The sequence below is a fragment of the Bradyrhizobium sp. NBAIM14 genome, assembly GCF_020193895.1.
Lineage (GTDB): Bacteria > Pseudomonadota > Alphaproteobacteria > Rhizobiales > Xanthobacteraceae > Bradyrhizobium > Bradyrhizobium yuanmingense.
Genome location: NZ_JADYVQ010000015.1, coordinates 164446 through 189926 on the forward strand (window position 1 = coordinate 164446; position 25481 = coordinate 189926).

Below are 25481 nucleotides of genomic sequence, written 5' to 3' on the forward strand. Positions count from 1 at the left end.
CGCCCGCTCTATCCACACGTCATGCCCGGGCTTGTCCCGCCTGCGCGGCCGAAGCCGCTTCGGCGCGGCGAAGGGCCGGGCATCCACGTTCTTCGCGCCGAGCGGCAAGACGTGGATGGCCGGGTCATAGGCGAGCGGAAGCGACGCCGTCCTTCGGACTGCTATGCCCGGCCATGACGCCGGTGGGAGCCGCTCAGAACGTCAGCGCCTTGGCCTGCTTGACCTGCGGCAGGGCCTGCACCTTGGCGAGCACGTCGGCCGGCACCACACCGTCGACCTCGACCAGCGCAATGGCATCGCTGCCCGGAGCGACCCGGCCGAGATGGAAGGTCGCGATGTTGATCTTGGCGTCGCCCAGAAGCCCCGCGAACTTGCCGATGAAGCCCGGCTTGTCCTCGTTGGTGACGTAGATCATCGACTTGCCGAACTCGGCGTCGACGCGGATGCCCTTGATGTCGACGAGGCGCGGCTTGCCGTCTGCATAGACGGTGCCCGAGACCGACCGCTCCTGCCGCTCGGTGGTGACCGTGACGGTGATCAGGCTCTCATAATCGCTCTGCGCGGCGCGGACGATCTCGTCCACCACCATGCCGCGCTCCTTGGCGACGACCGGCGCGGACACGACGTTGACCTCGCCCAGCATGGGCCGCAGCAGGCCCGACAGCACCGCGGAGGTGATCGCCTTGATCTTCATCTCGGCGACGTGGCCCTCATAGGTGATCTCGACCTTGAGGATGCCGCTCTCGGTGAGCTGGCCGGCGAACGAGCCGAGCTTCTCGGCGAGCGCGATGAACGGTTTCAGCTTCGGCGCTTCTTCCGCCGTGATCGAGGGGAAGTTGACCGCGTTCGAGATCGCGCCGGTGAGCAGGTAATCCGACATCTGCTCGGCAACCTGCAGCGCGACGTTCTCCTGAGCCTCGGTGGTGGAGGCGCCGAGATGCGGCGTGCAGATCACGTTGGGATGGCCGAACAGCACGCTCTTGGTCGCGGGCTCCTCGACGAAGACGTCGAAGGCGGCGCCGGCAATGTGCTTGGCGTTGAGCGCATCGACCACCGCCTGCTCGTCGACGAGACCGCCGCGGGCGCAATTGATCAGGCGCACGCCCTTCTTCATCTTGGCGATCGCGGCCGCGTCGATGATGTTCTTGGTCTTCTCGGTCAGCGGCGTGTGCAGCGTGATGAAGTCGGCGCGCCTGAGCAGATCGTCGAGATCGACCTTCTCGACGCCGATGTCCTTGGCGCGCTCCGGCGACAGGAACGGGTCGAACGCGATCACCTTCATGCGCAGGCCGAGCGCGCGGTCGGCGACGATCGAGCCGATATTGCCGCAGCCGACGACGCCCAGCACCTTGCCGGTGATCTCCACGCCCATGAAGCGGTTCTTCTCCCACTTGCCGGCCTGCGTCGAGGCATCGGCCTGCGGGATCTCGCGGGCGAGCGCGAGCATCAGGGTGATGGCGTGCTCGGCGGTCGTGATCGAATTGCCGAACGGCGTGTTCATCACGATGATGCCCTTGGCCGTCGCGGCCGGGATCTCGACATTGTCGACGCCGATGCCGGCGCGGCCGATCACCTTCAGCCTGGCCGCCTTCTCGAGGATCTTGGCGGTCGCCTTGGTCGCGGAGCGGATCGCAAGGCCGTCGTAATTGCCGATGATCTCGGCCAGCTTGTCCTTGTCCTTGCCGAGATTGGGCTGGAAGTCGACCTCGACGCCGCGATCCCTGAAGATCTGCACGGCAGCGGGCGAGAGCGCGTCGGAAATGAGAACTTTGGGTTTGGTCATGGGATGATCCGTTGTGCGTGCTGCATTTACGGCACGTCATCCGCGGTCTTGACCCGCGGATCCATCTCTCTTGATTGATGGATGGCCGGGTCAAGCCCGGCCATGACGAGGATTAGGTTTGCTTACGCCGCCTTCGCGAGCGTGGCCTTGGTCTCGGCGAAGGCCCAGTCGATCCACTGCGTCAGCAGCTCGACGTCCTTTGCTTCCACCGTGGCGCCGCACCAGATGCGCAGGCCGGCCGGCGCGTCGCGGTAATAGGCGAAGTCGTAGCCCGCGCCTTCCTTCTCGACGAGGGCCACCAGCTTCTTGCTGAACTCCGCCTGCGCGTCCTCGGAGAGCGAGGTGATCGCGGGATCGGTGAACTTCAGGCACACCGAGGTGTTGGAGCGGATCGAAGCGTCCTTGGCGAGGAAGTCGATCCAGGGCGTCTTCCCCTTCCAGTCCGCCAGCACCTTGGTGTTGGCATCGGCGCGCGCGATCAGCGCCTTGAGACCGCCGATCGACTTGGCCCAGTTCAGCGCATCGAGATAATCCTCGACGCAGAGCATCGACGGCGTGTTGATGGTCTCGCCGACGAAGATGCCTTCGTTGAGCTTGCCGCCCTTGGTCATGCGGAAGATCTTCGGCAGCGGCCAGGCCGGCTTGTAGGTTTCGAGCCGCTCCACCGCGCGGGGCGATAGGATCAGCATGCCATGCGCGGCCTCGCCGCCGAGCGCCTTCTGCCAGGAGAAGGTGACGACGTCGAGCTTGGCCCAGTCGAGCGCCTGCGCAAATGCGGCGGAGGTCGCATCGCAGATGGTCAGGCCTTCGCGGCTCGCGCTGATCCAGTCCGCGTTCGGAACGCGCACGCCCGACGTGGTGCCGTTCCAGGTGAAGACGACGTCGCTCTTGGGATCGACCTTCGACAGATCGGGGATCTCACCGTAGCCCGCATTGAGCTTGGTGACGTCCTTGAGCTTCAATTCCTTGACGATGTCGCTGACCCAGCCCTCGCCGAAGGATTCCCAGGCGAGCGTGGTGACCGGCCGTGCGCCAAGCAGCGACCACAGCGCCATCTCGACCGCGCCGGTATCGGAGGCCGGCACGATGCCAATGCGGTAATCGGAGGGGACCTCAAGCACTTCGCGCGTCAGGTCGATCGCTAGCTTGAGCTTGGCCTTGCCGATCTTCGCGCGATGCGAGCGGCCGAGAGCTGCGTCCTTGAGATTTTGGGCGTTCCAGCCGGGGCGCTTGGCGCAGGGGCCGGAGGAGAAATGCGGCACGGTCGGCCGCGAAGCGGGCTTCGCTACAGTCATGATCTACCCTTCCAGATAGTAAGCCTCCCGTTGGGGGGAGGTGTCCCGCCGCGGCTGATACGGGAATCGGGAAGGTCCGTCAAGGAAGTTCCGGGGCCTCACGCGCCAGTGATGGCGCTTCCGGTGCAATATCAGGGGATTCGACAACAGTGAGCGCGTTCAGCAAGTCCGTGGCATCGCTGATCAATTGCGCCGCCTTGCGGCGGCTTCCGACCTTCAAAATGCATTTGTCATTGGCCTGCACGACGTAGTCGTTGCCGACCTTGATCATCGAATAGCTTGTCATTGAAATGTCCCGAACCGAGCGAGCCCGGTGTCAGATGCCCCCGTAGCACCCTTCGTTCCTTCATCAATGTGAACGACGGAGCGGTAGTTTACCGGCTCTTAACACGACCGAATGAAAAGCCCGCTTTTCGCCGGCTGCGAAGCGCTCGCGTCGCGCTGCCTCAAAAGCGGACAGTCATGCCGACGTGACTCGCCGCAAAGCCGAGCCGCTTGTAGAAGCGCTGCGCATCGACGCGCGTCTGATGCGTGAGCAACTCGACCAGATTGCAGCCGCGCGCCTTTGCTTCCGTCACGGCCCATTGCACCAATTGCTCGCCGATGCCGCGGCTGCGACACTCGGTGGCAACGCGAACGTCCTCGAGCAGTCCGCGGGATCCGCCCTGCGAGCTCAGGCCCGGCAGAATCGCGAGTTGCAGGCAGCCGACCACCCTGCCCTCACTCTCGGCAACCACCAGCGTCAGATTCGGATCGCGCGCGATCCGCGCGAATGCGTCGTAATAGGAGGACGGCAACGGATCCTCCACGCGCTCGCGCGCGCGGCCGAGATGATCGTCGGCGAGCATCGCCACGATCGCGACGACGTCCTCGCGGCGCGCGGGACGGATAGAGACGGCTTCGGCATTCATGTCAGGCGACTCCGCACCTCAGCGCGCCGGCGGAAGGCCGAGAAACGCTTCGACGTCGCCGATCCAGCGGCGGACGGAGGCATAACGACCGAGGTCGAAGCCACCTTCATGCGCGAGGCGCGTATAGGCGAGCAGCGACACGTCGGCGAGCGACACCTCCTCGCCGGCGAACAAGCGGCTGGCGGCGAGATGCTGCTCCATGCGGTCGAGCGCCGCATAGCCGCGCTTGACCTTTTCAGGATCGAGCTCGGAGGCATCCTTGCCGAGATAGACCATGAGGAAGCGGCACACGGCGATATAAGGCTCGTGGCTGTACTGCTCCCAGAACAGCCATTCGTCCATCTTGGCCGCCGTGAAGGCGTCGCGCGGAACCAGCACGCTGTCGCGGGCGACATAGCGGATGATGGCGTTGGACTGCGCCAGCGTACGGCCGTCGTCGAATGCGACGGTCGGCACCTGGCCGGCGCCGTTCATCTTCAGGAATTGCGGCGTGCGCGTCTCGCCCTTGCGGGTGTCGATCTCGATCCACTGGTAGGGCACAGCGAGCTTGTCGCAGACCCACTTCACCTTGAGACAATTGCCGGAATTGCTGTCGCCGTAGATCTTCATCGCTGCCGCCCCGCTTTCGGAACGAGAGAGCATCAGGACGAAGCGCAGCTGTCAACAGGAAGCGGACGGCTCAGAACTTGTAGCCGACGCCGAGGCGCGCGTTGTTCAACGTCACCTGCGTGTTCATGACGGGCGAGAATCTCACATATTCGTATTCGATGCGGGCGAACAAGCCGTCCCAAACGCAGTATTCGAGCCCGAGGCCGGCGGTCCAACCCACTGCGTACGTGTTGGTCCTGTGCTGACCTTGCGTGCCCGACTGCGCAGGAACCGGGCCCCACGTTCCAAGTATCGTCGTGGTGTTGCCGAAGAAATCCGTCGTCGTCGTGTCCTGTCGCATCGAGACGCTGCTGGTCACGGTGCGCGACACGTCCATTCGCCCGACGGCAGCGCCCATGAAGGCATAAGGCATGAAGCTGCCGCCGTCCCAACCCACGCGGCCGCGGAGCGTCACCATGTCTTTGACCTGTGCCGCCGCGGCACCCGTCAGCGTGACGGCATAGTTGTTGGTGACGCCGGGCGCCCGCACCTCACCAGGCGGGTTGACGATGACGAGCGAGTTGGTTCCTGACGTCAATGTCGCCATATCGTTGAAGTAGCTGTAAGTGCCCTCGAGACTGAGAACGGCATCATACCATTGCCAGTTGCGGCCGACGAAGCCACCGAAATTGGTGCTTTGAGTGTTGGTCTTGTTCAGCAGCGACCACGTCGAGGTCGGCCCCTGGAGTACGCTGTCGCGGAAGATGTAGTTGGTCAGTCCGACCACGCTCTGACTGAAATCCGTGGCATCTGCGGTATAACCGCCATGACCGCCGACATAGAAGCCATTCCAATTGACGGAGGTCTTCGACAGACCGTCGGCGAAGCCGCCGCGCAGCACGGGCAGGTCCGGCATGTCGGCCGCTTGCGCGGCAGACACCGTCCCCAACATCGCCGCTGCCAACACCAGCCTACGCATCACCACGCTCCATCGGACTCGAACTGTTGCGATGATCATCGCCTGTTAACCTTAACCAATGGTTGCGCCAGGCGCCTTCGCCGCACCTCGCCATGAAAAATACGCAAAGCAAAACGGCGCGGGATGATCCCGCGCCGTTAAGGAGTCCTAACCGATCAGGTTGCGATCAGCCCTTGGTGACCAGCGGCGGCGGCACGTAGGCCGGCGGGCTGTTGAGATCCCAGCGCACGCCGAGCTTGACGTCGTGTGAGGTGATGTCCCTGACCTTGATCGAGGTCGGGCCGGAAGCGCTGTTGTCGAACAAACGGTAGTTGCCGGGCGCGGCATCGCCGAGGTTCATGTAGCTGTAGGCCAGTTCGACGGTGAAGCCGGGATTGACCTTGTAGGCAAGACCGGCGTGAGCGGCCCAGGCGAGGTTCCACTTTCCGTTGTCGGCAAAGTAGGCGACGCTGTTGTTGAGCAGCGGGCTGTAGGACACGCCGTCGTCGCGGAAGCCGCTGAGCTTGTTGTAGGAGCCGCCGACGCCCGCGCCGATGAACGGAGTGACGCACCACCAGGTGCCGAGGTCGACATAGGCGTTGGCCATCACGAGCCACTCGGACTTGCTGCCGCTGTAGTTGTTGACGCCGACGAAGCCGGGTCCCACGACATTGTCGCTACCGTGCAAATTGGCCTTGCCCCGGTACTGGCCGATGACGTCGGCGCGGAACCAGTTGTTGAAGCGATAGCCGACGCCGAGGCCGAACAGCGGCGAGGAGTCGAAGCCGAGGCCTTCCGTCGTCTTCGAGTACCCGGCCGGCAGGGCGCTCTCGATGCGCTTCGCGCTCTGGTTGGTCATGCCGATGTCGCCGCGCAGATACCAGCCGCCGAAGTCGGCGGGCGGAGCCGGCGGCGCGTACATCGGAGGGGGGGCGGCGATCGGCATATCGGCGGCGAACGCCATCGACGAGATCAGGGTTGCCGCACCCGCGGCAAGGAGAGACTTAACGCTACGCATTGGCTTCGTCCTTATGGCCGGTGAGGCTGAATACGAGCGCCTCACGTTCTGGAAACTCACGGGGGGACGATGCCAGCAAATGTTTAAGCGCCACTTAACCCTAATTTTTAAGGTTGATTTTTTCTCACCCTACACGCGCGCGCCGTGCGAGCGTTGCAAAAATGCCGCGCCAAATGCGACATCGGCGCCGCATTCCCTAACGATGTGTGAAGCCGCAACGCGGCAAGAGAGGATGCGTTAACGCGCGTTTCGCGGCAGCTTGGGCAGGAACACCGCGAGCAGCCCGATCGCCGGCAGCCAGGCGCAGACCTGGTAGACGAACTCGATCGAGGTGTGGTCGGCGAGCTTGCCGAGCACGGCCGCGCCCAGGCCCCCGATGCCGAAGGCGACGCCGAAGAACACGCCGGAGATCATGCCGAAGCGGTGCGGCACCAGCTCCTGCGCAAACACGATGATCGACGACGTCGTCGAGGAGATGATCAGGCCGATGGCGACGCTGAGCACCGCGCTCGCAACGAGCCCGGCATAGGGCAGCGCCAGCGTGAACGGCAGCGCGCCGAGGATCGAGATCCAGATCACGATCTTGCGGCCGAAGCGGTCGCCCAGCGGACCGCCGAGAAACGCACCCACGGCGTTCGCCGCGAGAAAGACGAAGAGATAGATCTGGGCTGCCTGCGTCGAGACGCCGAAACGGTCGATCAGGTAGAAGATGTAATAGCTCGACAGGCTCGAGACGTAGAGCTGCTTGGAGAACAACAGCACGACGAGCACTGCGAGCGCTACCGCGACACGGCGCGAGCTCGGCGCACCGGGCTGGGTGTGGACGGGCGCCGCTTTCTTCGTCGCGATCTGCGGCGCGTACCAGCGCCCGATGCGCCAGAGAATCAGGATGGCGAGAAACGCGATCGAGGAGAACCAGGCGATGCTGCCCTGCCCGAACGGCACCACGATCAACGCGGCGAGCACCGGCCCCATCGAGGTGCCGAAGCTGCCGCCGAGCTGGAACACCGATTGCGCAAAGCCGTAGCGTCCGCCCGAGGCGAGCCGCGCGATGCGCGCCGATTCCGGGTGAAACACCGCCGAGCCGAGGCCGACCAGCGCGGCGGCGACGAGGATGACGAGATATTGGTGCGCGACGCTAAGCAGCAGCAGGCCGAAGAAGGTCGAGGCCATGCCGACCGCGAGCGAATAGGGCTGCGCCTTCTTGTCGGTGTAGTGCCCGACCACCGGCTGCAGCAGCGAGGCCGTGAACTGGAATGCCAGCGTGATCATGCCGATCTGCGCGAAGTCGAGCGCGTAGGCGTCCTTCAGGATCGGGTACACCGAGGCGATCAGCGACTGCATGGTGTCGTTGAGGAAGTGCGAGACGCTGATGCCGGCGAGCACGATATAGGCCGGCCCCTTGGCGGCGGCCGGCGCCAATTCGGCGACGACGACGGGCTCGGTCAGCGTTTCCTCTGAGACGACGACAGGCTTGTTCAAGGCGGCAATCCGGCGCGGCAGATTGCCGCGAGGTGCTGATTACGACGCAAGCGACGGTGGGACCAGCGTCAATCGCAAATGGCTGGGATGCGCCTCTTACCCTCTCCCCTTGTGGGAGAGGGTGGCTCGCCGCATTAGCGGCGAGACGGGTGAGGGGTTTCTATCCTCACGAGCTGTGTTGCGAGCGGATAGAACCCCTCATCCGGCGCTTCGCGCCACCTTCTCCCGCAAGGGGAGAAGGAAGGACTCAAGCCGCGGCCTGCCCCAATGCCGAAACAATGGTGTCGACGACGTCCTCGACGAGGTGACGGTCCTCGCCTTCGCCCATGACGCGGATCACGGGCTCGGTGCCGGAGGAGCGGATCAAGAGGCGGCCGTGGCCGTTGAGGCGCTTCTCGCCGTCGGAGATCGCCGACTTGACGTCGGAATCATCGAGCGGCTTGCCGCCCTTGTGGCGGACGTTCTTGAGGATCTGCGGCAGCGGATCGAAGCGGTGGCAGACCTCGGACACCGGGCGGCGCAGCTTCTGCACCACGGCGAGCACCTGCAATGCGGCGACAAAACCGTCGCCGGTCGTGGCGTAGTCGGACAGGATGATGTGGCCGGACTGCTCGCCGCCGAGATTGTAGCCGCCGTTCAGCATCTGCTCGAGCACGTAGCGGTCGCCGACCGGCGTGCGCACGAGCTCGAGGCCCTGCCCTTGCAGGAAGCGCTCCAGCCCGAGATTGGACATCACGGTGGCGACGATGCCGGGACGCGAAAGGCGTCCGTCCTCCTTCCAGCTCTGCGCGATCACCGCGAGCAGCTGGTCGCCGTCGACGACATGGCCGCGCTCGTCGACCAGGATGACGCGATCGGCGTCGCCGTCCAGCGCAATGCCGATGTCGGCGCGCATCTCGCGCACCTTCTTCGACAGCGCCTCCGGCGAGGTCGAGCCGCAATCCTTGTTGATGTTGAAGCCGTCGGGCTCGACGCCGATCGGCACCACGTCGGCGCCCAATTCCCACAGCGCCTCGGGCACCACCTTGTAGGCGGCGCCGTTGGCGCAATCGATCACGACGCGCAGGCCCTCGAGCGAAAGGTCGCGCGGCAGCGTGCGCTTGGCGAATTCGATGTAGCGGTCATGCACGCCGTCGATGCGGCGGGCGCGGCCGAGGCTCGCGCTCTGGGCGAGCCGCTTGTCGAGGGATTCGTCGAGCAGCTGCTCGATCTGCCGCTCGACATCGTCGGAGAGCTTGAAGCCCTGCGGGCCGAACAGCTTGATGCCGTTGTCCTCGAACAGATTGTGCGAGGCCGAGATCATCACGCCGAGATCGGCGCGCATCGACTTGGTCAGCATCGCGACCGCCGGCGTCGGCATCGGGCCGACCAGCAGCACGTCCATACCGACCGAGGTGAAGCCTGCGACCATGGCGTATTCGATCATGTAGCCGGACAAACGGGTGTCCTTGCCGATCACGACGCGGTGGCGGTGGTCGCCGCGCTGAAACGCAAGGCCCGCGGCCTGGCCGACCTTGAGCGCGAGCTCCGGCGTGATCAGTCCGTTGGCGCGGCCCCTAATCCCGTCCGTCCCGAAATATTTGCGGCTCATATCGTCCCCCAAGCAACAACCAGGGACTCCCCTCTACAACCACGGGCTGCCCCAACGGGACCCGCATCCCTGATTTGCCGAGGTCTTATAAAGCTATCGCGGCTAACTTGGCTTCAAAAAATATGATGAATCATTACGGAACCGGCGCCGCGACCGCCCCCGATAACACATTGTTACCATTGCAATTCCGGCGTGACCAGCGAAAAGGGGTGGAACTCGCCTTAATCCGAGCGCTTCACATGGCCGTCCGCGCGGCTCGGCGCCGGCTGGGTGACATTGACGGGATCGGAGCCCGGGAAGGTCTCCTCAAGTCCCTCTTCCAGCGCCTCCTCGAGATCATGCTTCTCCTTGATCTCTTCCGGCGAAGGTCCTGCGTGCGGCTTCGTCATGGCGCTCTCCTTGGCACTCTCCTTCCAAAACGTTCTGCAAACGATTTGGCTGTGCATCCAACCATGCTAGATGACCCCGAAATCTTCCGATGCAAGACTGTTTGATACGTGACGGGCCGGGGAAACGACATGAAGCATATTACCTGTATCGACGATCTTCGCACGCTGCATCGGCGCCGCGTGCCGAAGGCATTCTTCGACTATTGCGACCGCGGCTCCTACGCCGAGGAGACGCTGCGCGCCAACCGCGAGGACATGCAGGCGATCAAGTTCCGCCAGCGCATCCTGGTCGACGTCTCCAAGCGCGACACCTCGACCACGATCCTCGGCGAGCCGTCGACGATGCCGCTGATCCTCGCGCCGGTCGGCCTGCTCGGCATGCAGCACGGCGACGGCGAGATCCACGCCTGCCGCGCCGCGCAGGCCGCCGGCATCCCGTTCACGCAATCGACCATGTCGATCTGCTCGATCGAGGACATCGCCGCCAGTGTCGAGAAGCCGTTCTGGTTCCAGCTCTACGTCATGAAGGACCGCGGCTTCATCAAGGAATTGATCCAGCGCGCGATGGCCGCCAAGTGCAGCGCGCTGGTGCTCACGGTCGACCTGCAGGTGATCGGCCAGCGCCACGCCGACATCAAGAACGGCATGACGGTGCCACCGGAATGGTCGCTGTCGAAGCTGCTGGACTTCGCCAGCAAGCCCGCCTGGGTCTCCGGCGTGCTGCAGGGCAAGCGCCGCACCTTCGGCAATATCGCCGGCCACGTGAAGAACACTGAAGATCTCAACCGCCTCGCCGAATGGACGGCCTCGCAGTTCGACACCTCCTTGAACTGGAAGGACGTCGAGTGGGTCCGCAGCATCTGGCCGGGCAAGCTGATCATCAAGGGCATCCTCGACGTCGAGGACGCCGAGGAAGCCGCCAAGACCGGCGCGCAGGCGCTGGTGGTCTCCAACCACGGCGGCCGCCAGCTCGACGGCGCGCCGTCCTCGATCGAGGTCCTGCCCGAGATCGCGGACGCGGTGGGCGACAGGATGGAGATCATGTTCGACGGCGGCATCCGCTCCGGCCAGGACGTGATGCGCGCGCTGGCGCTCGGCGCAAAGTCGTGCATGATCGGCCGCGCCTATGCCTATGGCCTCGGTGCCGGCGGCCAGGCCGGCGTCGCCAAGGCGATCGACATCATCCAGAAGGAGCTGCTCACCACGATGGGCCTGTGCGGCGTCAACCGGGTGGACGAGATCGACGATCACGTGATTGCGGTGTGAGTGCGTCTGCCGGGATGCCGCAGCAATAATCACTGTCGTCCCGGACAAGCGCGCCCAAAGCGCGCGCCGATCCGGGACCCATAGCCACAGAAGGGTGTGGCTATGGGGGCTCGGAGTGGCCTGCTTCGCGCAACAACTTTTCCCTGTGGTTATGGGTCCCGGACCTGCGCTGACGCTTGTCCGGGACGACGGCGGCATTTCAGGCGTCAGGTGCGCGTCTCACAGCCCCTCACATCGGCGGCGTCAGGCCGTCGCGGCCGACGCTGACGCGGTTGGTCTCGAACGAGCCGTCGGGCAATTGCTTCATGAAGGCGATGACCTTGGCGCCGGGCTTCAGCTCGGATTTGTCGCCGGGCACGAAGGTCACGACCGGCGTGTCGTCGGCGACGAACACCTTCTTCTCGCCGTCCTTGTACTTGACCAGCAGCGTGTGACCGTCATTGCCGACGACGCTCTCCGCGACGGTCGCATTGGTCATGCTGGAGTTGGGCTTGAGGTCCCAAGGTCGCGAGCCTTCGCCGGTGCCGCGCATGCTTTCCGGAAACACGTGCACCTCGAGGGCGTTCTGGCTGCCATCCGGTCCCGGCACGGTGGTGGCGCCGATGAACGAGCCCGGCTTGATGTCGGCGAGCGAGATCTTGGTAACGCCCGACACGTTCACGTCGGAGGCGAGGCGAAGCTTGAGCTCTTCACCGCTGCGCGACTTGACCTGCATGGTGTCGCCATTGACGCTTTCGATGGTGCCGCGCACGCGCGTCGGCACCGGCGCTCTCTGGGCGAAGGCGCAGTAGGTCGAGACGACCACCATCGCGACGGCGATCAGGGGGCGTGTGAAAGTTGCACGTTGAACAGGCATGGCGGTCTCCGATTGTCCCACGACGTAGAACTCCAGAGATGGTGTGCTATTCGCCGCGCCCCTCTCAAGTCTTCGTGAGATCGGCTTCGACCAATGCGCGCAGCTCGGCGGTGACCTCGGGCCGCCGCCCGAACCACAGCTCGAAGCCGCGCACCGCCTGATGCAGCAGCATGCCGAGCCCATCGGCGGTCTTCAGGCCGCGCGCCGTCGCTGCGGCGAGCAGCGGCGTCACCAGGGGAACGTAGACGAGGTCGGCGACGACCGCGTCTTGCGGCAGACGCGCGAGGTCGACGTCGAGTGACGGCTGGCCATGCATGCCGAGCGAGGTCGTGTTCACGAGAAGCTTTGCGCGCGGCAGCACGTCGCCGATCGCGTCCCACGGCAGCGGATGCACGTTCGATCCGAACTGTTGTGCCAGCGTCTCGGCCCGCGCCATGGAGCGATTGGCGACATGCACGCAGCTGATGCCGCGTTCCAGGAGGCCGAACACGACCGCGCGCGAGGAGCCGCCGGCGCCCAGCACCAGCGCAGCCTCGGCCATGTCCCAGCCGGGCGCGCTGGCGTCGAGATTGTTGATGAAGCCTTCGACATCGGTGTTGGTTGAGCGCAGCTCGCCGTTGGCGAACCACAGCGTGTTCGCGGCGCCGACGGCCCTGGCGCGCGCGTCGGGCGTCGACAGCGCCAGCACGGCTTCCTTATGCGGGATGGTGACGTTGGCACCGACGAAGCCGCGCAGCGACAGCCGCAGCACGAAATCGCGCAAATCCTCGGGCGGCACCGCCTCGATGACATAGCCGCCCTCGATGCCGAGCGTGCGCAGCCAGTGATGGTGGATCAGCGGCGAGCGCGAATGCGCGGCCGGCCATCCGATCAGACAGGCTGCAGGGGGCTTGGGCGCGGTCATCTTTCCCTCGGGTCGTTTCCGAGGCGATCCATTTCGCGTCGCGCCCGCTCTGTCAAGCGCGCGCGGTCAGCTCGCAGCGGTCTCGTCGGCGGCCCGGCCCTTGATGTCGGCGATGGCGCGCTCGAGGCTCGTGCGGTAACGCGCGCGCGGCGGCGTGACGCCATGGGTGAGCAGCGCGCGGCGGACCGCGGGCGAGGCCCCGGTGATGAACAGCCTGATGCCCTGGCGGTGCGCCTTGGCGGCGACGCGGCCGATCACGTTGGCCGCGGTCGAATCCAGGAACGGCACCGCGGCGAAATCGACCACGAAGGCCTTGCGCCGGTCGGCAATGCCGTCGAGCACGCCGCCGATCGCCGAGGCCGCGCCGAAGAAGAACGCGCCGGTGATGCGATAGACCAGCACGTCGCGGTCGACCGCAAGCGCGGGATCGTAACGCACACGGTCGCCGTTGCCGTCGTCGGGGCGATCATCCGCAACCAGCGGCGAGCGCTCCTCGATGCCGGTCATCTCCGCCATGCGATGGATGAACAGCACCGCGCCGAGCGCGAAGCCGACCAGGATGCCCTCGGTGAGATCGCGAAAGATCGTGAGCAGGAAGGTCGCGAGCAGCACCACGGCATCGCCCCATGACGAGCGCAGCAGAGTTGCGAATTCATGCTTCTCCGCCATGGTCCAGGCCACCACCACCAGCACCGCGGCGAGCGCAGCCAGAGGGATGTAGCTCGCGAGCGGGGCCGCGACCAGCATGAACAGCAGCAGGAACACCGAATGCAGCATGCCCGCGAGCGGCCCGCGCGCGCCGGCGCGGATGTTGGTCGCGGTGCGCGCGATCAGCCCGGTGACGCAGATGCCGCCGAACAGCGCCGAGCCGATATTGGCCGCACCTTGCGCCACCAGCTCGCAATTGGAGCGATGACGGCGGCCGGTCATGCCGTCGGCCACCACCGCCGACAGCAGCGATTCGATCGCCGCCAGCAACGCAAAGGCGATCGCATCCGGCAGCACCGCCCTTGCCTTCTCCAGCGAGAATGCGGGCAGCGCCGGCGAGGGCAATTCGCGCGGGATGCCGCCGAAGCGCGAGCCGATGGTCTCGACCGGCAACGACAGCACCGCGCTGGCGACGGCTGCAAACACGACCGCGATCAGGATCCCGGGCCAGGACGGCCGCCAGCGGCGCAAGGCGGCGATAATGCCGATGCTGACCAGGGCGACCGCGACGGCGGACGGATTGATCGTGTTGAGGCCGCCGGCGAGCGCGACGAGCTTGGGCACGAACTCGCTGGGCTCCTTGCCCACGAGCGTGATGCCGGAGAGATCGCGGAGCTGGCTGGCAAAGATGATGACGGCGATGCCGGCGGTGAAGCCGACGGTGACAGGATAGGGAATGAACTTGATGTAGGTGCCGACGCGCAGCAGGCCCGCGGCGATCAGGAGCAGGCCGGCCATCATGGTGGCGAGAATGACGCCATCGACGCCGTGCCGCTCCGCGGTCGCCGCGACCAGAACGATGAAGGCACCGGCAGGGCCGCCGATCTGGAACCGGCTGCCGCCGAGCAAGGAGGCGATGAAGCCGCCGGCGACGGCGGTGTAGAGGCCGCGGTCCGGCGTCACGCCCGAGGCAATCGCGATCGCCATCGACAGCGGCAGCGCGACGATCGCGACCGTGAGGCCGGCGAAGACGTCGGCGCGGAAATCCGCAAGGCCGTAGCCTTCGCGAAAGACGGTGACGAGCTTCGGCAGATACAGTTCGGCAAAGGTCGGCTGACGCAGCTGGTGCAGCCGGCCTGCCTGATCGCTCGTGATGCTCATGTCAGCAAAGTGCTCCGCTGGCCCCACAATGCTCCGAAGCATCGTGCGTCCTAAGGTGCGACGATGCGCTAGCCCATCTTGATCCCGGGCACGATCAACGCGCGATCATGCTCCGACACGGCGCGGCGGCCCCGGCTCCTTCAAGCGAACGCCACGTCCGCCGCTGTCGCTGCGGGCCTGCTCGCCGATCAACTCGACGCCGGCCCGGTCGAACGCCTCGACCACCTTGATCAAGGTCTCGACCACGCCACGAACATTGCCGGTGGAGGCCTCCATCCGCTGGATGGTCGGCAGCGACACGCCGGCGAGCTCGGCCAGGGTTTTCTGGTCGATGCCGAGCAACGCGCGGGCTGCCCGCATCTGGAACGAGGTGATCACCTTGGCCTCACTTACGAGCAGTTATAAGTGATATCTGGAACATATACAATGATGTAAAATAGATCATACGGTGGCGAAAGCAAGGGAGGCGTCGTCCATAGCCTCCGTCATTGCGAGCGTAGCGAAGCAAATCCAGAATCTTTCCGCAGAGGGATTTCTGGATTGCTTCGCTGCGCTCGCAATGACGGAGTGTGGTGCGGTGGCATACGAGAATCTCGTGTCCCGGACGCGCTGCAACGCTCTTGGCGTTGCTGCGCAGAGCCGGGACCCAGAAATTCCGAGCACGCTGATACGTGGGCCCCGGCTCTGCAGCGCACCGCTGAAGGAGCGCTGCGCTGCGTCCGGGGCACGAGATCGCCTACCCGATCACGCCGCGTGCTGATGTGCGGCGATGATCTGGTCGGCGGCGCGGCCGGTGACTTCGGCCATGTGGTCGAACTGGCGCGTGAAGCTGCCGGCGCCGGCGGTGGCCGAGCGCAGCTCCACGATCAGCTCACCGATCTCCGCTTCCGGCATCATGGCACGGACACAGTCCCAGCCGGTCCAGCCCTCGCGGGTGTCGAAGCCGAGAATCTGGCCGCGCCGCGCCGACAGGATCGCGTTGATCTTGGCAGTGGCGTCGGTCGGGCAGACGATCTCGACCATGTGGATCGGCTCCAGCAGCACCGGCTGGCATTGCGGCAGGCCTTCGTTGAGCCCGACCCGCGCGGCCGTGCGGAAGGCGAGATCGGAGCTATCGACGCTGTGATAGGAGCCGTCGGTCAGCGTCACCTGCACGTCGGTGACGGGGAAGCCGAGCGGACCGCGCGCCAATCCATCGACGACGCCCTCCTCCACCGCCGGGATGTAGTTGCGCGGCACCGCGCCGCCCACCACCTTCTCGGCGAACTTGAAGCCGTCGCCGCGCGGCAGCGGCGTGATGTCGAGCACGACATCGCCGAACTGGCCGTGGCCGCCGGACTGCTTCTTGTGACGGCCGCGCTGGGTGATCGGCTTGCGGATGGTCTCCTGATAGCCGATCGCAGGCGGATGCGAGGTGATCTTGACGCCGAAGCGGTCGCGCAAGCGCTCGCTGGCGACGCGCAGATGCATCTCGCCCTGGCCCCACAGCACAGTGTCGTGAGTCTTGGCGTTCTGCACGATCATGAGCGAGGGATCCTCCTCATGCAGGCGCGTCAGCGCCTGGCCGAGCTTGACGTCGTCCTTGCGGTCGGTGGCCGCGACCGAGATCGCGAGCACCGGCGGCGTCGGCTCGATCGTGATCAATGCCGCGGGCGCCGTCTTGCCGCTCGAAACCGTGTCACCGGTCTTGACCGGATCAAGCTTGGCGAGGGCCACGGTCTCGCCGGCTTCGGCCGAGGCGCGCTTGGTGTCGTAGGCGCCGTTGACGGCGAGGATGCCGGAGATGCGCCCGGCACCGCCGGATGAGGATTGCAGCGTGGCGCCGTCGTCGAGATGGCCGGCGAGCAGCCGCGTCAGCGACAACTTTCCGCCGTGCTGCGAATGCAGCGTCTTGAAGACATAGCCGAGCGCGTCCCTGGTCTCGGGTACGCCAAGACGTTTTGCGGTCTCCGCAACGCCGGGCGCCTCGTGACGCAACGCCTTCATCAGGCGCAACACGCCGTTTTCGCGCACGGCGGCGCCCAGCAGCACCGGGCAAATCAGCCCTTCCCGCAGTTCGCGGGCGAGATCGTCGAAGACGGCATCGCGCGGCGGCTGGATGTCCTCGAGCAGCTGCTCCATCAGCGCATCGTCGTGATCGGCGAGCTTCTCCAGCATCGAGAAGCGGGCTTCCTTCTCGCGATCGAGATTGCCGCCTTCGAGCGCGATCACCTCGGAGGCCTTGTGCTCGCGATAGATGAAGGCGCGCTCCAGTGCGAGATCGACGAAGCCCTCGATCAGCTCGCCCTTCCAGATCGGGATCTGGCGCAACACCAGCGGCACGCGCGAGGCGGGCTGCAGCATCGCCAGCGTCTCACGGATGCGCTGGCTGGCGCGGTCGATCTTGTTGAGGAATAGGAAACGCGGAATCTTCAGCTCTTCCAGCTCGCGCAGGATGATCTGAAGCTGCGGCAGCTTCTTCTCGTCGGCCTCGCAGACCACGATTGCGGCGTCGACCGCCGGCAACGCGGCGCGCATGTCGTGGGCAAACTCGACGGAACCGGGACAATCGAGGAAGGTGTAGCTGTCGCCCATGAAACTCGTGGTGGCGGCAGTGAGGCCGACGGTCATTTTGTGATGACGGGCCTCGGGCGTGGCGTCGCCGACGGACGTTCCGGCATCGACGCTGCCGGCGCGCGGGATTACACCCGTTCGCGCCAATATTGCTTCCAGAAGTGTGGTTTTACCGCTTTGGAAAGGGCCCACCAGCGCGATGCACCGTGGACCTCGGGGACTTCTGACGTCTTGTCCCATTTCGCCGCCTCCTTGGTGTGGAGCTCGGCCCGTGATTGGGTCGGCAAACGCCGATGCTCTGCCCCTCCCCGAGATTTGGCAAGCATCAAACGTCGCTGCGGTGCGTCGTCAGTTGGATCAAGTCTTATAATTCCACGGACTGCAGGCTCGGTGTTCCACCCCTCCCGAAGGGAGAGGTAAGGAGAGAGCTTCGCCCGTATATCTCAACGGCCCGGACGGAGTTCCAGGCTCTCGAGGCCGGCGGCGATGTTGAGGCCGACCTGGCCCTGCACGCTCAGCGGCTGCAGCGCGATCGAATTGTTGGAGCCGCCGACCAGCACGTTGCCCCCCAAGCCCACACCGACCGAGGCGCTGCCCTGCGCGCCGACGTAATTGCCGGAGAGGTCGCCGGGGCCGAGCCGGTCGACCGGCGCGAACACACCCCAGGCCAAAGCCGTCTCCTGGGTGATGCCGATGTCGAGGCCCACTTTACGGATGGTCGCGACGTAGCGGTCGTCGGGCAAGCCGTCGGCGCGCAGCACGCAGCCGAGATGAGTCACCGACCCCACGATGAAGCCGACGCTGGCGCCGCCGCGGCATTCGAGCACGCCGACCCGCGCCATCCGCTGCTGCGCGCCGGTGTTCACGACGGACGCGATGAGGCTGGCAGCGGTGAGTCCGGCGAAGAGGAACGAACGGCGCATGAAAGTCTCCGGCGAAAAATGTGATGCGAGCAGAGAGAGCGCCCCACCCGTGTTGCGGGTCTATGCCACAAGAGCCGCGGCCGTGCCAGCTCGCGCGCGTTTAGAATCGAACTTGCGGAGAGACCCCTCACCCCACCCTCTCCCCGTAAGAACGGGGCGAGGGAGTGAGAGAGCCGTGCGTCCCTCACAATGCAACGTCGCCGGCCTTGCTTAACCTCTCCCCGCTCTTCCGCGGGGAGAGGTCGGATCACATCGCAGATGTGATCCGGGTTAGGGGCCGGGCACAACGCCGACCAGAAACAAAAAGTCCATCCGACTCCTCTTATCGAAAAACAACAAAAAAGGCCCGCCGAAGCGGGCCTTTCCGATTCTTGTCGCGACCGTCTTACCGCAGATTGCCGCAGAAGCGCTGGATGCGCTTGCAGGCGTCTTCGAGGTCCGAGGTCTTGGTCGCGTAGGATATGCGGAACGCCGGTCCAAGGCCGAAGGCCGACCCCTGCACCACGGCGACCCCTTCGGTCTCCAGGAGCTCGGTGACGAAGTCCTCGTCATTGGCGATCACCTTGCCCGACGGCGCGGTCTTGCCGATCGTGCCGGCGCACGACGGATAGACGTAGAACGCGCCTTCGGGACGCGGGCACTCGATTCCCTTGGCCTGATTGAGCATGGAGACGACGAGGTCGCGCCGCTCCTTGAACACCTTGTTGTTGGCGGGGATGAAGTCCTGCGGACCGTTCAGCGCCTCGACCGCGGCCCACTGTGCGATCGACGACGGGTTCGAGGTCGACTGCGACTGGATCGTCGACATCGCCTTGATGAGCTGCGCGGGACCGCCGGCGTAGCCGATGCGCCAGCCGGTCATGCAATAGGCCTTCGAGACGCCGTTCACGGTGAGCGTGCGGTCGTAGAGTTTCGGCTCGACCTGCGCGACCGTGGTGAACTGGAAGTCGTCATAGACGAGATGCTCGTACATGTCGTCGGTCATCACCCAGACGTGGGGATGCTTCACCAGCACGTCGGTGAGCGCTTTCAGTTCCGAACGCGTGTAGGCAGCTCCGGTCGGGTTCGACGGCGAGCACAGGATGACCCATTTGGTCTTCGGCGTGATCGCGCGCTCGAGCGCCTCGGCCTGGAGCTTGAAGCCGGTCGCGGCGGTACAGACCACCGGCACCGGCTCACCGCCCGCGAGCGCGACCATCTCGGGATAGCTGACCCAATAGGGCGCGGGAATGATCACCTCGTCGCCCGGATTGATGGTCGCCATCAACGCGTTGTAGAGCACCTGCTTGCCGCCGGTGCCGACGATGATCTGGTTCGGCTTGTAGGCGACGCCGTTCTCGCGCTGAAATTTCGCGATGATGGCTTCCTTCAGCTCGGGAATGCCGTCGACCGCGGTGTACTTGGTCTTGCCGGCCTCGATGGCGCGGATCGCCGCCAGCTTGATGTTGGCGGGCGTGTCGAAGTCGGGCTCGCCGGCACCGAGGCCGATGACGTTGCGGCCCGCCGCTTTCAGCGCGCGTGCTTTATCCGTGACCGCGATGGTCGCGGACGGCTTCACACGGTCGAGCGCAGCGGCAAGGAAGGACATCATCATCTCCTGGCGAGCGTCGTGAAGCCCTTCGCCTCACGACTCTGATTGTGGGAATGAGCCACCCTAAAACGTGTGCCGCTGGGCCGCAAGAAACTTCGGCCCGATCCCGGAAAAGTTTACGATTTGGAGCGCTGCGAGGCGCGGTTTCCCGCAATATTCCGTAACTTTTGCCTCCGGAATTGCTCATATCCGACAAGGCCTGTCCTCGGAGCAATTCTGGATGGTGCACGTCTCCAGGAAACCGCTCGTCGTCATGCCCGGGCTTGTCCCGGGCATCCACGTTCTTCGTGCGCCAAGTGAGACGTGGATGGCCGGGTCAAGCCCGGCCATGACGATGCGGAAACACTGGCGTCCTAATCTCGATCGTCTATGCGGTAGCCTACGTAGAGCGATGTGTCCGCAGATTGACGTACATGTGAACTGAACTGCATCGTCGCGAAAATGATCTTCCCCTCCATTGCAGTGCGGTAGGGTTTTCGAGTTTTTCTATCGGCCGGCACTTGCGGCGGATTCGCATCGGCATCATTGTTTAACCGCCTCGCGGGGCAACGGGCGCCGCGTCTTCTCGTCCTCGGATTTCGAACGCCAGAATGTACAAGCTCTATTCGATGCAACGCTCGGGCAACAGCTACAAGGTCCGCCTTGCGCTGGCGCTGCTCAACCTGCCTTACGAAGCAGTGGAGGTGGACATTCTGCGCGGCGAGAGCCGCACGCCGGATTTCCTGTCCAAGAACCCGTCGGGGCAGGTGCCGCTGCTCGAGGTCGGCGAGGACCGCTATCTCGCCGAGTCCAACGCCATCCTCTGGTACGTTGCCGTCGGCACGCCGCTCGCGCCGGAAAACCGCATCGACCGCGCCGAGGCGCTGCAATGGATGTTCTTCGAGCAGCACGCGCTCGAGCCGAACATCGGCGCGGCCTATTTCTGGCTGTCGCTGGTCAAGGGCGGCCGCGACCTGCAGACCCATTCGCTGGAGGACTGGATGGAGCGCGGCTATGGCGCGCTCCAGGTGATGGAGAATCACCTCAAGACCAATTCCTATTTCGCCGCGCGCCAGCTCACGGTCGCCGACATCGCGCTGTACGGCTACACCCACCTCGCCGACCGCTGCGACTTCGACCTCCAGGCCTTCCCGGCGATCCGGGACTGGCTCAAACGCGTCGAAGCCGCGCCCGGCTTCGTGACCATGGACTGGCGCCCGGCCGACATCGACGACCCCGCCAGCATCGCCGCGAGCGCCTGAGGCGCGTCCGCGGCGAATAGCGGGCATAAGGGCCGCCTTTGCCGCAATCCCGCCACTTTCGGCGCGGTCGCCGCCGCAATGTTGCCGGTTGAAACTGGGAAATTCTGGAAAGTCGCGGGTGATTCGCTCGCGTGTTGAAGGATTTAGACCATGATGCGGGCGTCCGGCACAGCGGGGTTTCAGAGCCCATCCGCTACCGTCGCGTCTTCCCGGCTCACCCATGCGGTCGCGGCTTCGCTCGCCGTCGCCGCGCTTTCGCTGTGCCTGATCGTCACCCTGACGGTGTTGTCGACCAAGGCGACCATGGCGATGGGCCTGCCGGTCTGATTCCCGTTTCATCCTGGACCAGCCTTCAGGGCGCCGTGCGGCCCGCGCCGACCGGCATCGCGACAGGACGTCGATGAAATCACCTGTGGTAGTCGTTGCAATCACCCTGACTGCGGCCATCCTGGTCGCGGCCTCGCTGCTGATCATCGTCGGCACGCGCAAGGGCACGGGCACGTCGACGCTGCATGCGCCGACGCTGCAGCAGCGCGCGCACATGGTCTAAAGCGCGATGCGATTAGGATGAATCGTCATCGCGCTTTAGGTTATTGTTTGAGCATCTTTTCGGAAAACCGCTTCACACTTTTCCGGATCATGCTTTAAAATCATCCGAAAGCCTTACGCTTGCACGCAAGCGCGCCTTAAGCACGCCGCACGAAATCGCATCGCAGTCACGCAACAATCAGCCAGTGTTGCGGCCTTACCTCTTTCGGGAGGAGCGAGACAGGTCCATGCGGTTCGGATGGCGTGCGATCTCCGGTCCGGCGCTGACGGCAGCGACCCTGCTGCTGGCGATGCAGCTCGATCGCTTTGTCCCCGCCCCCTCGCCCGCCCCGCTGTTCGTCGCCATCGTGGCTCTCGCCGGCGCGCTCGCAGGTCTCGCCTCCGCCGTGACGACCGCGATTGTCGCGGTGATCGGCGCGGCGCTGTTCTTCCTCAACCGCCACGGCGTCTCCGGCCATGGCGCCGCCGATCTGGCGCCGCTCGGCCTCCTGGCCGTCACCGTTTTCGGAACCGCCGGCATCACCGGGCTGATGCGCGAGCGGCTGCTCGGCAGTTTCGCGGCCGAGCGCCGCAGCCACGCCATTGCCGCGCGGCTGTCGGCCGCGCTCGACAAGGTCGATATCGGCATCGTGCTGCTCGATGCCGAGACCCGGGCCGAATTCATCAACCGCGCGTTCCGCGACTATTTTGCGGTGCCGGACGAGGTCGCCGAGGCGAAGCCACCCTTCATCGCGCTGATGTATCACGGCCGCGACACCGGCGCGTTCGCGCTGCCCGAGGACGAGCTCGGCACTTTCATCGCGCAGCGCATGGAGATGGTGCGGGTCGGCGATGCCACGCCGATCAACGTCGCGCTGCGCAACGGCGAGGTGCTGCGCTTCGTCTGCACCGCACTGCCGGACGGCGGGCGGATGCTGAGCTACACGCCCGTGACCGACCTCGTGCGCCACACCGATGCGCCGGCGCGCGCCGACTACTACCGCTCGCTGCGCGATCCGACCGGCCGCAAGCTGATCCAGTACTTGCGCGTTGCGGAGTGAGGCGAGTGTGCGATTGATCGGCAGCAGGATCATCACGTATGAAGGGCATCCCTTCATCGCGCACCTCCGAGATCGCGGAAATTCACATGTCGCTCATCATTCGCGCCGTCACCAGGCAGGATTACGATCAATGGCTGCCGCTGTGGGACGGCTACAACGCCTTTTACGGCCGCTCCGGTCCGACCGCGCTCGCGCCCGAGATCACTGGGATGACGTGGCAGCGCTTCTTCGATGCTTATGAGCCGATGCATGCGCTGGTCGCCGAGGACAACGGCCGCCTGCTCGGGCTGACGCATTATCTGTTCCATCGCAGCACCACCGCGATCGAGCCGTCCTGCTATTTGCAGGACCTGTTCACATCAGAGGCCGCGCGCGGCAAGGGCGTCGGCTCGGCGCTGATCCATGGCGTCTACGAGCGGGCGAAGCTGGCGGGATCGCCGCGCGTCTACTGGCAGACGCACGAGACCAATCTCACGGCGCAGCGCCTGTACGACAAGGTCGCGGAGCGCTCCGGCTTCATCGTCTATCGCAAGATCTTCTGAGGCGTGCCGGGAGCCTGTGGATAACTCCAACCTGTCACCCGCGCGTAACACAGCAAGGCTAGGCTGCCCCTGCGTCTGGTCAGGCCCCCCGTCACCGATCATGCGCCCCAAGCGGTCCCCGTCAGTCGCCGCGTCTGACAGGGGCCGCATTTTTTTGCTGGCAGCGTTACTTGGCAGCGTTACTTGGCGCCGCGCCCCACGGTCTGCATCACCTCGAAACCTTCGAACTGGGGATGGCCGAGATAAAGCGGCTTGTTGTCGCCGGCCTTATGATGCGCGGCGCGAAACGCTTCCGACTTGGTCCAGGCCTCAAACGCCGCATAATTCGCCCACACAGTGTGCGAGGCGTACAGCGTGTGGTCCTCGGCTTCCGGCCCGCGCAGCAGGTGAAACTCGATGAAGCCAGGCACCTTGTCGAGATGGGTGTCGCGCGTGAGCCAGACCTGCTCGAAGGCAGCCTCGGAGCCCTTGGCGACGCGGAAGCGATTCATGGCGATGTACATGGGGTGGTGTCTCCTGTGGGCGCGATCGTCAGGATGCGGTGCTCTCTCGCTCCCTCTCCCCGTTCTTACGGGGAGAGGGTGGGGTGAGGGGCTGCCTCCGCGAGTTCGGTCTCGATTGTAGGCGATGTGCGCGATGCACGCACGGTCAATGTGGGAATCGGATGGACTCCCCTCTCGGGAATAGTGTGCCTTGCCCCTCACCCGAATTGCTCAGGCGCACGCGCCTGAGCAATCCGACCTCTCCCCGCAGAAGGGCGGGGAGAGGTTAAGTCAGACCACAAGCCCCTTCATCGGCATTGCGCTTGCGCTGTCGGGGAACACCGTCTCGGCCAGCGTGCGATCGGACAGGCCGAACTGATCTTGCAGCACGCCTTTGATCACCGAGCGCAGATCCGTGGTCGGCTTGAGGTCACGGCCCTCATACAGGTTCGCGAGCCTGAGGCCGGGCCAGTCCGCGATCACCCGGCCGCCTTGCACCGCGCCGCCGGCAAGCAAGGCGATCGTGCCGGTGCCGTGATCGGTCCCCTCGGTGCCGTTGATGCGCGCGGTGCGGCCGAACTCGGTGGCGACCACCACGACGGTGTCGCGCCAGCGATCCCTTAATCCGCTTTCGAATTCGGCGAGCGCGCCGTCGAGGCCGCCGAGCAGGAAGGCGAGACGCCCCACAGGGCCCCCTTCATTGGCCCTCAGCATGTCGGCGAAGCGCCCGAGCACGTGCGGCCTGATCGCCTCGCGCTCGAACGCCCCGGCCCAGATCCGCGCCAGCTCGCCCTTGCTGGCGGAGATGCAGAAATGATTGGACCAGAACGCGACGAGGCGCTCGGTGAAGCCGCACTCGGCGAGCGTGGCGCGCTGCAGCCGCGCCAGTGCCTCGGCGCGAAAGGTTTTCTGGATGACATTGAGCGGCTGCGGCGCTGGCTTGGCAGCAGGCGGCGCGGCGTTCGGCTGCATGGCCTCGGGCCGAACGGTGTTCTCGGCGGGCTTTGCATCGGCCATTTGGCCGGTGATCTCTGCCGCTGCATTCAGCGAGAGATTGCGGCGCAAGGGCGCGTTCTGATCGGCGGGCGGCGTCTCGGCGGGCGGAGCAGCCTTCGCCGCCTCACGCGCCTGCTTGACCTGGTTCTGATAGGCGAACACGGCCTGCCCGAGCTGCGGCGTCGATTGCAGGCCCGGCGCTTCCAGCAGCACGCCATTGGGACGCGAAAGCTCGGCCTTCACGAAGCCGCGCGGATCGGAGCTTGCGTTGACGAGATCGCCCGATGCACCGCCGCGGGCGCCAAAGCCGAAGCGGTTGAGCGCGACGAGAGCGGCTTGCGAATCGCGGGCCATCGATGATCTGTCCTTCGCGCGCTGCGAGATGCTTTCCTTTCGACGCGGTCGGCGCGTAATATACTGCAGCGGCAGATGAGCCCGCCATGAAAATGACGGCGAAGCTTCGACGTAAAACATGACAAATCCGAAAGAAATCCCGTCAGCGCCGGCACTTGCGCGCCGTCTCACCTGTTCCCGTTGCGGCAGCGAATTCGGCTGCGATCTCTCAGGCAATTGCTGGTGCGCGGAGGAGACGGCAAAACTGCCGATGCCGCTCGAGGGCGACGACTGCCTGTGCCGGGAGTGCTTGCGGAAAGCGGCGGCGCGTAGCCCGGATGGAGCGCAAGCGTAATCCGGGAATCGTTCCGCTAGCACCGG

26 protein-coding genes are annotated in these 25481 nt (G+C 65.2%); 7 read left to right on the top strand and 19 right to left on the bottom strand.

Annotation, left to right across the window (positions count from 1 at the left end; all coding sequences use genetic code 11):
• Positions 1 to 193: 193 nt before the first annotated feature.
• The 10 genes from serA to I6F28_RS28020 form a co-directional block, all read right to left on the bottom strand.
• Complete coding sequence (gene serA, locus I6F28_RS27975) at positions 194 to 1783, bottom strand: phosphoglycerate dehydrogenase (protein ID WP_036030940.1); 1590 nt, start codon at positions 1781 to 1783, stop codon at positions 194 to 196.
• Between the two features lie 122 nt (positions 1784 to 1905).
• Positions 1906 to 3078, bottom strand: coding sequence for a phosphoserine transaminase (locus I6F28_RS27980; protein ID WP_225142216.1), 1173 nt, complete (start codon positions 3076 to 3078; stop codon positions 1906 to 1908).
• 79 nt (positions 3079 to 3157) lie between these two features.
• Positions 3158 to 3364 (bottom strand): hypothetical protein, encoded by a 207-nt coding sequence (locus I6F28_RS27985; protein ID WP_036009515.1) that lies wholly within the window; start codon positions 3362 to 3364, stop codon positions 3158 to 3160.
• A 160-nt stretch (positions 3365 to 3524) separates the two neighbouring features.
• Positions 3525 to 3989, bottom strand: coding sequence for a GNAT family N-acetyltransferase (locus tag I6F28_RS27990; protein WP_225142218.1), 465 nt, complete (start codon positions 3987 to 3989; stop codon positions 3525 to 3527).
• An 18-nt stretch (positions 3990 to 4007) separates the two neighbouring features.
• Positions 4008 to 4598: a glutathione S-transferase family protein gene (locus I6F28_RS27995; RefSeq protein WP_036009513.1), complete on the bottom strand. Its 591-nt coding sequence runs from the start codon at positions 4596 to 4598 to the stop codon at positions 4008 to 4010.
• Positions 4599 to 4668: 70 nt separating this feature from the next.
• Positions 4669 to 5556 (bottom strand): outer membrane protein, encoded by an 888-nt coding sequence (locus I6F28_RS28000; protein ID WP_036009512.1) that lies wholly within the window; start codon positions 5554 to 5556, stop codon positions 4669 to 4671.
• Positions 5557 to 5722: 166 nt separating this feature from the next.
• A complete protein-coding gene (locus tag I6F28_RS28005) occupies positions 5723 to 6553 on the bottom strand; it encodes an outer membrane protein (protein ID WP_036009511.1) in 831 nt (276 codons plus the stop codon).
• Between the two features lie 237 nt (positions 6554 to 6790).
• The gene (locus I6F28_RS28010; protein WP_275945382.1) at positions 6791 to 8035 is read right to left on the bottom strand and encodes an MFS transporter; all 1245 of its coding nucleotides are present in this window, start codon (positions 8033 to 8035) and stop codon (positions 6791 to 6793) included.
• Positions 8036 to 8282: 247 nt separating this feature from the next.
• Complete coding sequence (gene glmM, locus I6F28_RS28015; RefSeq protein WP_036009507.1) at positions 8283 to 9626, bottom strand: phosphoglucosamine mutase; 1344 nt, start codon at positions 9624 to 9626, stop codon at positions 8283 to 8285.
• Between the two features lie 221 nt (positions 9627 to 9847).
• Entirely contained in the window at positions 9848 to 10015 is a 168-nt protein-coding gene (locus I6F28_RS28020; protein WP_167361667.1) for a hypothetical protein, read from the bottom strand.
• A gap of 129 nt (positions 10016 to 10144) precedes the next feature.
• Here I6F28_RS28020 and I6F28_RS28025 point away from each other — a divergent pair, with 129 nt between their 5' ends.
• Positions 10145 to 11281 carry an alpha-hydroxy acid oxidase gene (locus I6F28_RS28025; RefSeq protein ID WP_036009502.1) on the top strand — a complete coding sequence of 379 codons (1137 nt, stop codon included), beginning with the start codon at positions 10145 to 10147 and terminating at the stop codon, positions 11279 to 11281.
• A gap of 229 nt (positions 11282 to 11510) precedes the next feature.
• Here the strand turns inward: I6F28_RS28025 and I6F28_RS28030 are convergent, their stop codons facing one another.
• The 7 genes from I6F28_RS28030 to I6F28_RS28060 form a co-directional block, all read right to left on the bottom strand.
• Entirely contained in the window at positions 11511 to 12137 is a 627-nt protein-coding gene (locus I6F28_RS28030) for a hypothetical protein (protein ID WP_225142219.1), read from the bottom strand.
• A gap of 64 nt (positions 12138 to 12201) precedes the next feature.
• Positions 12202 to 13041 (bottom strand): shikimate dehydrogenase, encoded by an 840-nt coding sequence (locus tag I6F28_RS28035; RefSeq protein ID WP_225142221.1) that lies wholly within the window; start codon positions 13039 to 13041, stop codon positions 12202 to 12204.
• 66 nt (positions 13042 to 13107) lie between these two features.
• Positions 13108 to 14850: a SulP family inorganic anion transporter gene (locus tag I6F28_RS28040; RefSeq protein ID WP_225142223.1), complete on the bottom strand. Its 1743-nt coding sequence runs from the start codon at positions 14848 to 14850 to the stop codon at positions 13108 to 13110.
• A gap of 105 nt (positions 14851 to 14955) precedes the next feature.
• Positions 14956 to 15228: a helix-turn-helix domain-containing protein gene (locus tag I6F28_RS28045; RefSeq protein WP_008566993.1), complete on the bottom strand. Its 273-nt coding sequence runs from the start codon at positions 15226 to 15228 to the stop codon at positions 14956 to 14958.
• Positions 15229 to 15594: 366 nt separating this feature from the next.
• Complete coding sequence (locus I6F28_RS28050) at positions 15595 to 17643, bottom strand: elongation factor G (protein WP_225142225.1); 2049 nt, start codon at positions 17641 to 17643, stop codon at positions 15595 to 15597.
• Positions 17644 to 17846: 203 nt separating this feature from the next.
• Positions 17847 to 18326 carry a DUF992 domain-containing protein gene (locus I6F28_RS28055; RefSeq protein WP_036009480.1) on the bottom strand — a complete coding sequence of 160 codons (480 nt, stop codon included), beginning with the start codon at positions 18324 to 18326 and terminating at the stop codon, positions 17847 to 17849.
• Positions 18327 to 18711: 385 nt separating this feature from the next.
• Complete coding sequence (locus tag I6F28_RS28060) at positions 18712 to 19914, bottom strand: pyridoxal phosphate-dependent aminotransferase (RefSeq protein WP_036009490.1); 1203 nt, start codon at positions 19912 to 19914, stop codon at positions 18712 to 18714.
• Between the two features lie 593 nt (positions 19915 to 20507).
• On the opposite strand from I6F28_RS28060, the gene I6F28_RS28065 reads away from it, so the two are divergent.
• The 5 genes from I6F28_RS28065 (at position 20508) to I6F28_RS28085 (ending at position 23289) form a co-directional block, all read left to right on the top strand.
• Positions 20508 to 21158, top strand: a complete 651-nt coding sequence (locus I6F28_RS28065; protein ID WP_025032208.1) for a glutathione S-transferase family protein — start codon at positions 20508 to 20510, stop codon at positions 21156 to 21158.
• A gap of 150 nt (positions 21159 to 21308) precedes the next feature.
• Positions 21309 to 21485, top strand: a complete 177-nt coding sequence (locus I6F28_RS28070; protein WP_162832045.1) for a hypothetical protein — start codon at positions 21309 to 21311, stop codon at positions 21483 to 21485.
• 73 nt (positions 21486 to 21558) lie between these two features.
• Entirely contained in the window at positions 21559 to 21708 is a 150-nt protein-coding gene (locus tag I6F28_RS28075) for a hypothetical protein (protein ID WP_036009463.1), read from the top strand.
• Positions 21709 to 21934: 226 nt separating this feature from the next.
• Positions 21935 to 22747 (top strand): PAS-domain containing protein, encoded by an 813-nt coding sequence (locus I6F28_RS28080; protein WP_225133865.1) that lies wholly within the window; start codon positions 21935 to 21937, stop codon positions 22745 to 22747.
• Between the two features lie 86 nt (positions 22748 to 22833).
• Entirely contained in the window at positions 22834 to 23289 is a 456-nt protein-coding gene (locus tag I6F28_RS28085; protein ID WP_109145980.1) for a GNAT family N-acetyltransferase, read from the top strand.
• Between the two features lie 179 nt (positions 23290 to 23468).
• Here the strand turns inward: I6F28_RS28085 and hmuQ are convergent, their stop codons facing one another.
• Together hmuQ and I6F28_RS28095 are read right to left on the bottom strand one after the other, a co-directional pair.
• Positions 23469 to 23792, bottom strand: coding sequence for a heme-degrading protein HmuQ (hmuQ, locus tag I6F28_RS28090; RefSeq protein WP_036030903.1), 324 nt, complete (start codon positions 23790 to 23792; stop codon positions 23469 to 23471).
• A gap of 270 nt (positions 23793 to 24062) precedes the next feature.
• On the bottom strand, positions 24063 to 25121 hold the full coding sequence (locus I6F28_RS28095) for a DUF1800 family protein (protein ID WP_225142227.1): 1059 nt from the start codon (positions 25119 to 25121) through the stop codon (positions 24063 to 24065).
• 118 nt (positions 25122 to 25239) lie between these two features.
• Here I6F28_RS28095 and I6F28_RS28100 point away from each other — a divergent pair, with 118 nt between their 5' ends.
• Positions 25240 to 25455, top strand: coding sequence for a cysteine-rich CWC family protein (locus I6F28_RS28100; protein WP_225142229.1), 216 nt, complete (start codon positions 25240 to 25242; stop codon positions 25453 to 25455).
• Positions 25456 to 25481: the final 26 nt, after the last annotated feature.